The sequence below is a fragment of the Orbaceae bacterium lpD04 genome (assembly GCA_036251935.1).
In the GTDB taxonomy this organism is placed as follows: domain Bacteria; phylum Pseudomonadota; class Gammaproteobacteria; order Enterobacterales; family Orbaceae; genus Orbus; species Orbus wheelerorum.
The window spans coordinates 1,228,146-1,241,722 of sequence record CP133967.1; the positions used below are offsets into that span (position 1 = coordinate 1,228,146).

A 13,577-nucleotide genomic window follows, 5' to 3' on the forward strand; every position below is an offset into this window, starting at 1 on the left:
AACATTGTAATGAATAAATTTTTTCGTCATCTAATTATTTTACAAGCTGATAATGCGGTTATCACGAAGCAACTTGATTATGTTGTTACTAATATATCAGGTGATTGGCTAACGGTTAGTTATGATCCGCTGTTCGCTTCTAGATATCAGAATCATTTTTTACCTAACCACGCTAAATCTTTATTAGGTCAAGAGTTTAAACACGCAATATTTGATGCTAGACTTGGCTTTAATTTAGATGCGTTTGCCATAGTGACAGGAACATTAATTGCTGAAAGCGTATTTATTTTAATCTTACCTGAAGAATTTTCAAATTGGCAAGATCAAGATAGTTTACGCTGGAGCGAACGACCAACCGCAATTCCTGTTCCTAATTTCATCGCTCACCTTAACTTGGTTATTCTAAAGCAAAAAAATCAATATCCTGACGATATTTGCCAGTTAGTTATTGATTCTACTCACACTGATGATTATCTTTTAAAGTTTATTGCTAGAAATAATTGGCATCATCATTCGCAATTAAAGTTTGATGATATAGCTGAGCAACAATCTATACTTGCTCAGCTTAAAAAGTTAAATAGCAAAATTATATTTATTAGCGCTAAGCGAGGTAGAGGAAAATCTGCTTTAGCGGGAATGTTTGCAAAATGTAATCAATGCTGGATAACCGCACCAAATAAAAATGCAGTAATGACATTGATGCACTTTGCACCTAAAAATGTGCAATTTTTTGCACCTGATGAGTTAATCATACAGTTACCTGCGTTATTTGATAAACCCGATTGGTTGATTATTGATGAAGCGGCGATGATACCACTTCCAATTATTGCTAAATTAATTGAAGGTTTTAAGCATGTGTTATTAACGAGTACTGTTGATGGTTATGAAGGCACAGGGCAAGGATTATTATTAAAGCTATTTACTCAATATCAGCACCCTAATGAAGTTCAATTCTTGTCATTAGTTAAGCCAATTCGTTGGCTTGAAAATGATCCCTTAGAGTATTTTACTGAGCAGTTAATTTTAGCAAATACACCAACTTTTACACTCACTGATGATTTAGACAATAACATCAGTGTGCGAATGATTAATCAACTTGAGTTGCTACAATCAGGGCAATTATTAACTGAGTTTTTTGGCTTATTAAAGTCGGCCCATTATCGTACTACATTGATTGATTTACGCCGCTTACTTGATGCTCGTAATATTTTGTTATATGGTGCTTGGTTAGCAAATCATCATATTATAGGTGTACTAATTGCAATTAAAGAGGGCGGCTTAGCGGAGCCTTTAATTGATCAAGTCTTAAAAGGTTACCGTCGGCCAAAAGGTAATTTAGTTGCTCAGTCATTAGTCGCTCATGGATCTGAGCCGCTCGCAGCTAAGCTGCACTCTATACGCATTAATCGCATAGCTGTAAATCAAGAATTACGTAGGCAAGGGATTGCAAGCGAACTATTAAATAGTTTAATCGAATCGGCAAAATTGAGTGGATGTGATTTTATTTCGGTGAGCTTTGCCTATTCGACTGAAATGTATCACATTTGGGCTAGCTTGGGCTTTACAATTGTTCATATAGGGACTCATAAAGAAGCGAGTAGTGGTAGCTATGCTGTGATGGCTATTTATCCTATCAGTTTAGACGGGGCTCAATTATGTGATACTATGCAAACTAAATTAGCTCGAAATTGGTATTGGCTAAGAAATATTATTGATGTTGATTTACCAATTATAGTTGATGATAATCAATCATTAAGTGATAAAGATAAATATGAGTTGTCTCTGTTTGCAGAAACATTATATGCTTATTCAGCGAGTTTTGCCGTACTTTATCGGCTCGCTAATTGGGTGAAGAAAAAACAGCCAGAATCAATGTCACTCTTACCTTTATTGCTTAATTTAGTTGACCAAAATTTTTGTGATAAGTCGGTTATTAAGCATTATCAGTTATCAGGTAAAAATGAATTATTGGTAAGGTTACGTAGGGAAATATTTGAGTTTATAACAATACAAGAGAATATTAATGAATAAAAAAAATAGTTTAGAGTATTTTATGTTGGGATGGAGTTTAATTCAGTTACCCGGCATTAGACGTTATGTCATTATGCCGATGTTAGCTAATATCGTTATTATGTCGCTATTGTTTTATTGGTTCTTCTCGGTTATTTCTTCCGTAATTGATTTTGGTTTAGATTATATTCCAAACTGGATGCAGTGGCTTAGTTATATTGCGACGTTTATTATATTTGTGATATTTGGTATTTTCTTTTGTTATTTTTTCAGTACCATCACCAATATTATTGCCGCGCCATTTAATGGTTTGCTTGCTGAACAAATTGAGGCTTATTTAACGGGAATACCCGCAGAAGATGACTCAATTATGAGTTTTATTAAAGATATACCGCGTATTATGGCGCGTGAGATGAAAAAATTAATCTATTATATTGTATGGTGTATCCCATTATTATTAACCTCATTTATTCCTTTATTTGGGCAGTTTGTTACCCCCATTTTGTGGTTCATATTTACCGCATGGATGATTAATATTCAATATGCTGATTATGCTTTTGATAACCATAAAGTCAGTTTTTACCAAATGCGTCAGTTATTGCAACAAGATAAGATCGATAATACTTGTTTTGGTATATTAGTTAGTTTTTTTACGATGATCCCAATCCTTAATTTAATTATTATGCCAGTTGCGGTTTGTGGCTCAACTGCAATGTGGGTTGATCGTTATCGTCACCAAATTTATTCGACTAGCAATGAAGTGGATTTCTTTCGATAATTTTATATTACTTATTGACGGTTAATAATAAAAAAACTCGCCAATTGGCGAGTTTTTTATTGATAAGAATATCCGATTAAATATCTTGTAATACTTTTTCAACACTCGCTTTAGCATCACCAAAGAGCATATAGCTGTTTTCTTTGAAGAAGAGTGGATTTTGTACTCCAGCATAACCCGTATTCATTGAGCGCTTAGAGATAATAACCGTTTTTGCTTTCCAAACTTCAAGAACTGGCATGCCTGCAATTGGACTGTTAGGATCTTCTTCTGCAGCTGGGTTTACGGTATCATTCGCGCCAATAACCCAAACAACATCGGTTTCTGGGAAATCTTCATTGATTTCATCCATCTCAAGTACGATATCATAAGGCACTTTTGCTTCAGCAAGTAATACGTTCATATGACCAGGTAAACGCCCTGCAACTGGGTGGATACCAAAACGTACTTCAATATCCATATCACGTAATTTTTCAGTAATATTACTAACTGCGCCTTGCGCCTGGGCAACAGCCATTCCATAACCAGGTACGATAATAACTGAGCGCGCTTCTTTTAAAACTTGAGCAACTTCAGGTGGCTGCATCTCGCGGTATTCACCCATATCTTCATCACTGCTACTTGCCGCGGCACCTTCATTACCAAAACCACCCGCAATAACACTAATAAATGAACGATTCATTGCTTTACACATGATGTAAGATAAAATCGCCCCTGATGACCCAACTAAAGCACCCGTTACAATAAGTAAATCGTTACTTAACATAAAGCCTGCAGCCGCAGCAGCCCAGCCTGAGTATGAGTTTAGCATTGAAATAACAACTGGCATATCAGCGCCACCAATTGAGGCAACTAAGTGTATACCAAATGCAAAGGCAATCAGTGTCATAATTGCTAAGCACATAAAGGCTATAAAGCCAGCTTCAAGGTGAACAAAGCCAATCATTAAAACAATAGAGACAACAATTGCAGCTAGGTTTAGGTAGTGTTTATTAGGTAACGTTAATGCTTTAGAACTAATACGGCCATTTAATTTACCAAAAGCGACGATTGATCCTGCAAAAGTTACCGCACCGATAAAGACGCCAATAAAGATTTCGACTAAATGAACAGTTAGATCGCTACCGGTGAATAACTCAATGTGTGGATCTAAAAAGCTGTTAAAGCCAACTAATACTGCCGCCATACCAACAAAACTATGTAGTAATGCGACGAGCTCTGGCATTTGGGTCATTTCTACTTTTTTGGCTAGATAAAGGCCAATTAGTGCACCAAGTATCATTGCAATAATGATCCAATGGAACCCACTTGTAATACTTGATACGGTTGCAACAAGCGCGATTGCCATCCCAATAATACCGTAAATATTACCTGATTTAGCTGACTCTTGTTTAGATAAACCTTGTAAACTAAAAATAAATAATAACGCTGCGATAACGTAAGCGGCTTGAATAATTCCCTGACTCAGCATGTTTATTCTCCTTTTCCTTTCTTGCCTTTGCTATCATTACCGCCACGCTGGAACATTTTAAGCATGCGATGAGTGACAAAGAATCCACCAAAAATATTGATACTCGCAATCAATATTGCAATAAAGGCAATAGTTGTAATTAAACCGCTACCACTGCCAACTTGTAATATTGCCCCGACTAAAATAATCCCTGATATAGCATTCGTTACTGACATCAGTGGAGTATGCAGTGAGTGACTTACATTCCAAACGACGTAGTAACCAACAACGCATGATAATGCAAATACCGTGAAATGGGATAAGAAGCTATCAGGAACAACGGATGCAAGCCAGAAGAATGCAATTAAAATTACTGCTAAAATGCTGTATTTTTTGCTTGCCGGCATTGGTTTCGGCTCTGGTTTTGCAATCATTTTTGCTGCTGGCTTTTGTTGCTGCGCCGATACTTTAATCGGGGGCGCGGGCCAAGTAATTTCTTGATCTTTAACAACTGTAACGCCACGAATAACGACATCTTCGAAATTAACATCGATTTGGCCATCTTTTTCTTTAGCAAGAAGTTTAAGCAAATTAACAATATTGGTACCATAAAGCTGTGAAGCTTGTGCTGGCATGCGGTTAGCTAAATCGGTATAACCAATAATTTTAACTTTGTTGTCGGTTTCGTATACTTCACCAGGGCGCGTTAGTTCACAGTTACCACCAGTAAGTGAGGCTAAGTCGACAATAACGCTACCGGGTTTCATTGATTCAACCATCTCTTTAGAGATTAATTTTGGCGCAGGTTTACCCGGAATTAATGCCGTTGTAATAATGATATCAACGTCTTTAGCTTGAGCTGCAAATAATGCCATTTCAGCTTCGATAAATGCCGCTGACATTTGTTTTGCATAACCATCACCTGAGCCAGCTTCTTCTTCAAAGTCTAGCTCTAAAAATTCAGCGCCCATACTATGAATTTGTTCAGCAACTTCAGGGCGAGTATCAAAAGCTCGCACAATAGCGCCAAGGCTTACCGCGGCGCCAATTGCGGCAAGTCCTGCAACACCTGCGCCAATAACCATAATTTTTGCAGGCGGAACTTTACCTGCAGCGGTAACTTGGCCGGTAAAGAATCGACCGAATTGATTAGCCGCTTCAATAACTGAGCGATAACCTGAAATATTTGACATTGAACTTAGTGCATCAAGTGATTGTGCTCTTGAGATCCGAGGCACGCAGTCCATTGCCATTACAGTTACATTTTTAGCTGCAAGTTTACCAAGAAGTTCTTGATGCTGTGCTGGATAAATATAACTGATTAAATTAGCGCCAGATTTAATTAATTCAACTTCTTCATCCATTGGGGCATGTAGTTTTAAGATTAAATCATTTTGCCAAATATCATGGGTATTTTGAATTGATGCTCCTGCATCAATAAAAGCCTGATCTGAAAAGTTAGCAGTTTGACCTGCGCCTTCTTCGACCGAAACGCTAAAACCTAGCTTTAGTAACTGACCCACGGTTTGCGGGGTCGCAGCTAATCGGCCTTCGTTTGGTAATCGTTCTTTTGGGATACCTATATGCATTGTTATAAGTCCTTATGTGTTAGTAATCAAATTATCGTTACTATTGTTTTCGTTGTGTAAAATACTGACGTCTAAATTTATCATGTAACCCGACTAAAATCTATTTATCAATGTTATATAATGTGACTATTATGATACAAATTTATTAATTAAGGTCAGTTATAAAAAACAATTATTTTGCTCAATTTAGCATAAATTTTTTTTTATCATTGACTATTTTTAGGTGTCACAAAAAATGGTGACGGCTAAGATGATTTAACAACCTAAATCGACTATAATTGATTTATTGTTAAGTTATTTTTTAATCAAAGTCTATTGAGAAGAGTATGAGAAATCTTGAATTAGAACAAATTATTAATAAATTTTTGCAAATATCTTTGTATAAAGATTTTTCACCAAATGGCCTGCAAGTTGAAGGTAAAAAAGAAATAAAAAAAATTATAACAGGCGTGACAGCTTGCCAATTATTACTTGATGAAGCGGTTAAAGAGAATGCGGATGCTATTTTAGTTCATCATGGTTATTTTTGGAAAAATGAACCTATGACGATAACGGGTATTAAAGCTAAGCGAATTCGAACGTTATTAACTCACAATATAAATCTATTTTCCTATCATTTACCTTTAGATGGCAATGATATATTAGGTAATAATGCGTTATTAGCTAAAAATTTGGGCATTGTTAGTGACGCGCGAAAAGATGTGACTGATTTATTATTTAAAGGTTCATTGCTTGAGCCTATTGCGGCAACTCAATTTAAAGTAAATATAGAACAAACACTGGGTCATAGAGTACTATTTTGCGGTGATAATGCGCCAAATATCATTAAGAGGGTTGCTTGGTGTAGTGGAGGTGGGCAAGATTATATCGAAGAAGCGGCTTTGCAAGGATTTGATGCCTTTTTTACCGGCGAAGTTTCAGAGCGCACGATCCACATTGCACGTGAATACGGTATAAATTTTTATGCCGCAGGTCACCACGCGACAGAGCGTTATGGTATTAAAGCATTGGGCCAATGGTTAGCTGAAAATTATGAACTTGACGTTAGATTTGTTGATATTGCAAACCCAGCTTAATTTTTTCACTAAAATGATATGTTACAACAAAAAAATAACGAAACACTGATTAATAAGCATTAACCCGATTAGTTATTAATAGGCAGCGCGCAAATAATAATCATATTTTGCTTTTCTTTTTCATTATTCGTGGTTGCCTCCCAGCGTTTAGGTAGATCATTGCTGTCATATAATTGCCCTGTACCAAAAGGATTTTGATAAATTTCAACTAAGTGCTCGGCATACTCTTTTTTATCGCAGTTTACAAACTCTTGAGTCACTTTGGATTGGTAAGTGACCGTTGTACCATCGATAGTTTGTGATAGAGCCGGTACATAATTAGTTACACGAGTATAAGTGCGAATTAACTGATTATAAGGATGAAATTTAACTGATTTTTTATCAATAAAGACATAACTTGTGGCAGTACCTAAATTGATTTTTGCTATAGGTAAATATTGCGATGGAATAGTGTTATTAAGCGTAGTTTCTTTGCTGACTTTGGTTGTATCGTTGGCCAGCGTTGCCGATGCAAAAATTGAGATAACAAGCCCAATAAGAGATATTGAAAGATAATTTGTTTTTTTCATTTTAGCTATTTCCACTAGACTGATTATTGTTATCTATTTGATTTTCATCTAACGTTGCACCATTATCTTTTTGTTCAATTTCAAATGATTTTTGTTCTTTGATTGCTTTTGCTTTACGTTCGATATCAAGTTCTTGATCAATGTATTTCATGTCAGGGTGAATAGAGTAAAGCAAGTCTCTATTCATATCACCTTGAATAGAGCAAACCAAATGAACTTGATTTTCATTAATAGGCTCTAAATAAAGCGATTTTTCTATAGTGTATAAACGAGGTACTATACCGTCAATAATATAGGGATTGGGTTGCCAACCGCTATTTTTTGCTAAATTGTCGTATAATTTAGGGTTAGCGACATAACTTGCAACGTTATACTGCTGCCATGGTAATTGTTTGAGTGATTGCCTGACACTGTCGACAGATCCATCGATAATAAAACCCCAATAATAATATTGACCTAAAAATGGTGTTTTGATAGCGATATTTTGGTAGGCGGTGATGGTTAATCCCCGATATAGAATTGGCTTTGTAAAGTAATTGGTATTACCTTCATTTTCAATAACGCTATTAACAGGAATATAAGCGATATCATCTTGAGTAACAAGATCGGTAATTTCGTTGAAATCATTGGCATTGGTCTTTAATTGATAAAAGAAACTGTTATCGCAATTAGTAAATGCATCAATAACACTTTGTATATTGCCATTATTGGCGAAAGTAGAGTGTGATATCAATGCAGAAAACATTAGCAGGGAAACTCTTTTAATCATGACAAAAACCTTCATTAAATTTCCATTATATTTAAACATAGTTTAGCTACGGCTTAAGCTAACGAGAATGTATATTATTTAGTAAAACAATACTGTAAGGTAATGTAAATGTCAATGTTCAGGCAATAAAGGGGGGCGGTCATTTACGTGAAATGAAAATAACTAAGTCACCATTTTCAAATTGAATTGTTATGTCTTCATTAATCGCATAATTACGCAGACTAGTTAGGCCGCCTAATTGCAAATCAGTATTATTTAATGGATATTTAAAGCCAGTGATGGTTAAATTACTCACTTTTGATAAAGGAATTAGCGATATTGTTTTGCCTTTCATTTGATGTAAAACGGTTTTGCTTTTAGCAAAGAAAAAATAGCAATAGTTATCATAAAATGTCAGGTCGTAATGCATATAATATTGCATAGCGACAGATAAGTTACCTAAAAAATGGTCACTAGCATGACCGGATGCCCCATAGATATCAAATGCTTTGATCCCCTTACTGGCTAGAAATAAGATTGATTTTTCAAAATCAGTTTTATTCTGATCTGGTGTATGAATAATTTCAATGGTTTTATTGATTGGTTGATGGCCTAAACTATCAAGATCGCCAATTATAAAATGAGGAATTATGTCAGTTTGCTGTAAATAGTTATGATAAGCACCATCAGTACAGGCAATATAACGATATTGCGTCAGGTCGGTTGGATAACGTTGAGGAGGCTCGCCATTTACAAAAAGTAGTACTTTTTCCATTCTTGCTGTTTATCCGTTATTTTATAGTGAAATAGTATAGGCCATAATAATGGCATCTTCATTGCCTTGTGCGGTAGGGTAATAATTTTTTCTAATCGTTATTTCGTTAAATCCCATTTGCTGATAAAGCGCAATTGCCGCTTGATTTGAAGCTCTTACTTCTAACCATAATGTATGAATATTTTGCTGCTCAAGTTCGTTAATTAATTGTGTTAACAACGTAGAGCCTAAACCTTGTTTTTGAAAATCAGGATGAATGGCGATATTAAATAGCGTTGCTTCATCAATAACGACTTGGCAAATCAAAAAGCCGACTAGCTGATTATTTTGGCTGATTTTTTTATTTAGATAACGATCGCCTTGATTAGAGGTAAACGTCGCCTTACTCCAAGGAATAGGGTGGCAAAGCAATTCCACTTGATAAGCTTCATTTAAGTCGTTATTAGTGAGCGTTGAAATAGTTTTCATATTGACAAAGAGTGCGCCACAATTGGCGTTTTAAATTGGGTGATTGGGCTAACTCAGATAGCGTGGTTGTTTCAATTATCGCTTTATCATTAAGCGTGTGTGCACTTTTCCAGCTATCAGGAATGTTTTCATTAATAAACCAAATTACATGATTCAATTGATTAAGTGGCATAAATAATTGGGCCGGCGATAAAATCAAACAGTCTTCTTTTTTAACATTGATTGCTTTTAAAATATCATAAAAAATTTTATCGTCAGGCGCCGATTGGCTAACAATAATAAGCCGAATATTATTTGCAATATTTATCGATGCTTCCCCTTTCATTACGGTGGGCTTACGTAATATATACTGGGTAATACCGAGCTGATTAAGATACCAATCTTGATTGTTCATAGGGTTTTATTAGTGATTATTGAAAGTTAATTGTATAATCTCTCCAATTTTTTTAAAAGGTTTTTATTTGAGGTCAAACAAATGTCGGTATTAACACCATCAAGTCAAGTTCTACAGCGTCATGAAGCTCTATTTTCAGGAAAACACCTATTAGTTGCTGGTGATTTACATGATGATTATGTATTACAGCTCAATACCGCCGATACCAAAGTGCACTGTAGCCAATTTCATATTTACTCAAATTTACAGGCTCGTTGTAAAAAATCTCATATTGAATTTGGATTATTACCAACCGAATCTTGCTATGAAAATCGTGATACATTGATTTATTATTGGCCTAAAAATAAGTTAGAAGCCCAGTTCCAATTAGCCTGTTTATTAAATAATTTGGCTAAAGGTTGTGATATTTTCATTATTGGCGAAAATACCACTGGGGTAAGAAGCGCTGAAAAATTATTAAGTGAATTTGGTTCAATTCAAAAAATTGATACTGCAAGGCGTTGTAGCCTTTATCATTTTCATGCAGAGAGTCGCTTGGCATTTGAACTTGATGAGTGGTGGTCTCAATATGATCTACAACTTGATGATATGACGTTACTCGTTTCAACGTTACCCAGCGTATTTAGCTATAAAACATTAGATGCAGGGAGTGATTTGCTATTAAATGCACTCGCTCAGCAAACGGATTTAATTAAAGGCAGAGTACTTGATATTGGTTGTGGCTGTGGTGTGTTATCTCTTTTTGCTGCAAAAATTAACCCGGCCATTGAATTGATCTCAACTGATGTAAGTGCGCCAGCGCTATTTGCAACATCAAAAAACCTAAAAGACAACCTTATTAATGCTGATGTTATTGCTAGTGATGTGTTTTCTAATGTTGAAGGTCGATTTGATTTAATTATATCAAATCCGCCATTTCATGATGGTAAAGAAACGAATTATAATGCTGCGGAAACGTTGATTAGAGAGAGCAAAAATCATCTTAAAATAAATGGCAAACTTTGTATTGTTGCAAATTCGTTTTTACCATATCCTAAATTACTTGCTGAGCAGTTTAAACATGTTGATGTTATTGCTCATACGACTAAATTTAAAGTCTATTTGGCTTCGTAAATTTATGCTCATAAATAAAAAGCACTAAAGTCTTGTTATAATATAAGCTAATCACAGTTGGCATGTTGTTTTATAAATTGATGCAGTTTGATTGCTTGACTTGATAATTGGTGCTCTTTTTTCTTTATTAAATAAACCGCTCTTTTTAGCGACAGATCTTTGAACGGTATAATTGTGATACTGTCATGTTCAAATTGAAATAGCGTTAAGCCTGTTGTAATACTTATCCCTTGACCTGCTGCAACTAATCCCATCATCGTTGTAAGTTGCCTTACTTCAAGCACATAGCGGATATTATAAAGTTGCGTAAGTTGGTCGGTGAATAAGCGAATACTTGTTCCATTAGAGAAAGCAATAAATTTTTCCTCTTCCAAATCTTTTAGTTCAACTTGTTTTTTTTGGGTAAGTGGATGGTTTTTAGGGCAAATTAGATAAAAATCATCAGAAAAAAGCAATTCTGCTTGAATCTCTTTTAATGATGGCGTTCCGGCGGTAACTGCAATATCTGCAGTGTTATTAACGATTGCTTGTAAACATCTATCCCATTGAGTGTCGATGATATTAATTCGAATATGTGGATTTTCTGCACTAAATTTTGTAATCAATCGTGGTAGCCATTGTACAGCAAGAGAGGGCAGTACAGCTAACGTTACGCTGCCTTCTTCTCCTTGCGAATAAAGTTTAATTTCTTCAGTAATATTTTGGTAATGATGAGTAAATCGGTTGGCAAGCTCAACAAAATGTAAACCATTTGCGTTTAATTGAACTTTTCTAGTATCACGGTCAAATAAGCGGTAACCGACTTCTTGTTCTAATGATGCGATTAATGCACTAAATGCCGGTTGTGATAAACAAACTATTTCAGATGCTCTCGTAAAGTTTCCAGCTTCAGCCAATGCCAAAAATGCTCGCATTTGGCGGATGGAAATATTCATCATTTACTCCTCAATATAAAGTTTTTAGATCTAGGGTAAGTCATAGGAATAGAGCAACTTTACCATACTTCGAATATTTTGAATTCAATAACAAATTTGATTTTTAATTTTTGTGATCAGGGTTGAGGAAAATTGTTTTAGATATTTTTAATGAAGTTAATTGTCTGATAATTAACATATTATTAATTTAATGGTTATTTCAAATTTGAATAGTTTGATTTGAATAACCAATTAATTGTATTTCATTTGAAATCTCAATTAGATTATTTGTTTTTCAAGTAATTATCAGCGTGTTTTTACTTAATATGGAGGCTAATAGATAAATTATAAAAAGGAGAATGCTATGTTAGCTCTTATTGGGGTTTTGACGATTGCAGTATTACTTTATTGCATTATGTCAAAGCGTATGTCGCCGATTGTGGCGCTCATTATTATTCCAACTATCGGCGCTTTAGTTGCTGGATACGGACTGGAAACACCAAAATATATCGTATCTGGGATCACAAAGCTTGCACCAATGGCAGCAATGTTTGTATTTGCAATTACATTTTTTGGTGTAGTTACTGATGCGGGAATGTTTGATCCCATCATCAAACGCATTTTGCGATTTGTTGGTATTAATCCTATCCGAATTATTATTGGAACCGGTATATTAGCGTTGATTGCCCATCTTGATGGTAATGGCGCGGTAACATTTTTAATTACTATTCCAACGATGTTACCGCTATTTGATAAGCTGGGAATGGATAAGCGTATGCTTATTGGTATTACGGCATTAAGTGCGGGCGTTAATTTTTTACCTTGGACTGGCCCTATGATTAGGGCGGCTAGTGCGCTAAATATTACAACTCATGATCTTTTTATTCCTCTTATCCCCGCACAAATTGTAGGCTTAGCATTTATGATTTTTATGGGATATTACTGGGGTAAAAAAGAACAAAAGCGTTTAGGCTTAAATACCAATATAACCGCCTTAATGTTTGCTAAAGGTGAGTCATTGGTACATGAAAAAGCATTAACAGATGAAGAAAAAAAACTTCGTCGGCCACATCTATTTTGGGTAAATATTTTATTAGTTATCGCAGTGCTTAGTACGATGGTATTTACCCGAATTTCCCCAACTGTTGCGTTTATGATTGCACTTACTTTGGCATTAATGATTAATTATCCTAATGTTAAAATGCAATCAGAGCGAATTAATGCTCATGCTAAAGCAGCGCTTATGATGGCAAGTATATTATTTGCTGCAGGTGCCTTTACTGGAATAATGGGTGGCTCAGGCATGTTAAAAGCTATGTCAGAAGCCGCAGTGCAATTTGTCCCTGAACATTTCGCAAGTCACGTTCCTTTTATTATCGGATTAATTTCAATGCCATTAAGCCTGGTTTTTGACCCTGACTCTTATTACTTTGGCATTATGCCTGTTGTTGCTCATACCGTTGATATGTTAGGTGTGCCGTCTATTCAAGTTGCTCAAGCCTCTATTATGGGACAAATGACGACAGGCTTTCCTGTTAGCCCTTTAACTCCGGCCACATTTTTACTGGTGAGTTTAGCTGGGGTTGATTTAGCTGATCATCAAAAATTTAGCATTCCTATTTTGTGGCTTGCTAGCATTATTATGACTTTTGCATGTGTTGCAACGGGTGTTTTTCCAATATAAAAATCATTA

13 protein-coding genes are annotated in these 13,577 nt (G+C 35.4%); 5 read left to right on the forward strand and 8 right to left on the reverse strand.

Going from position 1 to position 13,577, the window contains the following annotated elements:
- The first annotated feature begins 9 nt into the window (after positions 1–9).
- Together RHO14_05690 and cysZ are read left to right on the forward strand one after the other, a co-directional pair.
- On the forward strand, positions 10–2,031 hold the full coding sequence (locus tag RHO14_05690) for a GNAT family N-acetyltransferase (GenBank protein ID WVD72294.1): 2,022 nt from the start codon (positions 10–12) through the stop codon (positions 2,029–2,031).
- Complete coding sequence (gene cysZ, locus RHO14_05695; GenBank protein ID WVD72295.1) at positions 2,024–2,788, forward strand: sulfate transporter CysZ; 765 nt, start codon at positions 2,024–2,026, stop codon at positions 2,786–2,788. Before RHO14_05690 ends, cysZ begins: the two co-directional genes overlap by 8 nt.
- A gap of 76 nt (positions 2,789–2,864) precedes the next feature.
- Here the strand turns inward: cysZ and pntB are convergent, their stop codons facing one another.
- Both pntB and pntA read right to left on the reverse strand, forming a co-directional pair.
- Entirely contained in the window at positions 2,865–4,259 is a 1,395-nt protein-coding gene (gene pntB / locus RHO14_05700) for a Re/Si-specific NAD(P)(+) transhydrogenase subunit beta (protein ID WVD72296.1), read from the reverse strand.
- 2 nt (positions 4,260–4,261) lie between these two features.
- Positions 4,262–5,827, reverse strand: a complete 1,566-nt coding sequence (gene pntA, locus RHO14_05705; GenBank protein WVD72297.1) for a Re/Si-specific NAD(P)(+) transhydrogenase subunit alpha — start codon at positions 5,825–5,827, stop codon at positions 4,262–4,264.
- Positions 5,828–6,153: 326 nt separating this feature from the next.
- On the opposite strand from pntA, the gene RHO14_05710 reads away from it, so the two are divergent.
- Positions 6,154–6,903, forward strand: coding sequence for a Nif3-like dinuclear metal center hexameric protein (locus RHO14_05710; protein ID WVD72298.1), 750 nt, complete (start codon positions 6,154–6,156; stop codon positions 6,901–6,903).
- Positions 6,904–6,971: 68 nt separating this feature from the next.
- On the opposite strand, the gene RHO14_05715 is transcribed toward RHO14_05710, so the two are convergent.
- The 5 genes from RHO14_05715 to RHO14_05735 all read right to left on the reverse strand — a co-directional run bounded on the left by RHO14_05715 (position 6,972) and on the right by RHO14_05735 (position 9,857).
- On the reverse strand, positions 6,972–7,472 hold the full coding sequence (locus RHO14_05715; protein ID WVD72299.1) for a surface-adhesin E family protein: 501 nt from the start codon (positions 7,470–7,472) through the stop codon (positions 6,972–6,974).
- Position 7,473: 1 nt separating this feature from the next.
- A complete protein-coding gene (locus tag RHO14_05720; GenBank protein WVD72300.1) occupies positions 7,474–8,241 on the reverse strand; it encodes a hypothetical protein in 768 nt (255 codons plus the stop codon).
- 139 nt (positions 8,242–8,380) lie between these two features.
- The gene (locus RHO14_05725; GenBank protein WVD72301.1) at positions 8,381–8,995 is read right to left on the reverse strand and encodes a thiamine diphosphokinase; all 615 of its coding nucleotides are present in this window, start codon (positions 8,993–8,995) and stop codon (positions 8,381–8,383) included.
- 21 nt (positions 8,996–9,016) lie between these two features.
- Positions 9,017–9,463 carry a ribosomal protein S18-alanine N-acetyltransferase gene (gene rimI, locus RHO14_05730; GenBank protein ID WVD72302.1) on the reverse strand — a complete coding sequence of 149 codons (447 nt, stop codon included), beginning with the start codon at positions 9,461–9,463 and terminating at the stop codon, positions 9,017–9,019.
- Positions 9,438–9,857 carry a DNA polymerase III subunit psi gene (locus RHO14_05735; GenBank protein WVD72303.1) on the reverse strand — a complete coding sequence of 140 codons (420 nt, stop codon included), beginning with the start codon at positions 9,855–9,857 and terminating at the stop codon, positions 9,438–9,440. Before RHO14_05735 ends, rimI begins: the two co-directional genes overlap by 26 nt.
- Before the next feature lie 81 nt (positions 9,858–9,938).
- Between RHO14_05735 and rsmC the strand changes: the two genes are divergently transcribed.
- Positions 9,939–10,970: a 16S rRNA (guanine(1207)-N(2))-methyltransferase RsmC gene (gene rsmC / locus RHO14_05740; GenBank protein WVD72304.1), complete on the forward strand. Its 1,032-nt coding sequence runs from the start codon at positions 9,939–9,941 to the stop codon at positions 10,968–10,970.
- Between the two features lie 47 nt (positions 10,971–11,017).
- On the opposite strand, the gene RHO14_05745 is transcribed toward rsmC, so the two are convergent.
- Entirely contained in the window at positions 11,018–11,908 is an 891-nt protein-coding gene (locus RHO14_05745; GenBank protein WVD72305.1) for a LysR family transcriptional regulator, read from the reverse strand.
- A 340-nt stretch (positions 11,909–12,248) separates the two neighbouring features.
- Between RHO14_05745 and RHO14_05750 the strand changes: the two genes are divergently transcribed.
- Positions 12,249–13,568 (forward strand): citrate:proton symporter, encoded by a 1,320-nt coding sequence (locus RHO14_05750; GenBank protein WVD72306.1) that lies wholly within the window; start codon positions 12,249–12,251, stop codon positions 13,566–13,568.
- Positions 13,569–13,577 lie beyond the last annotated feature (9 nt).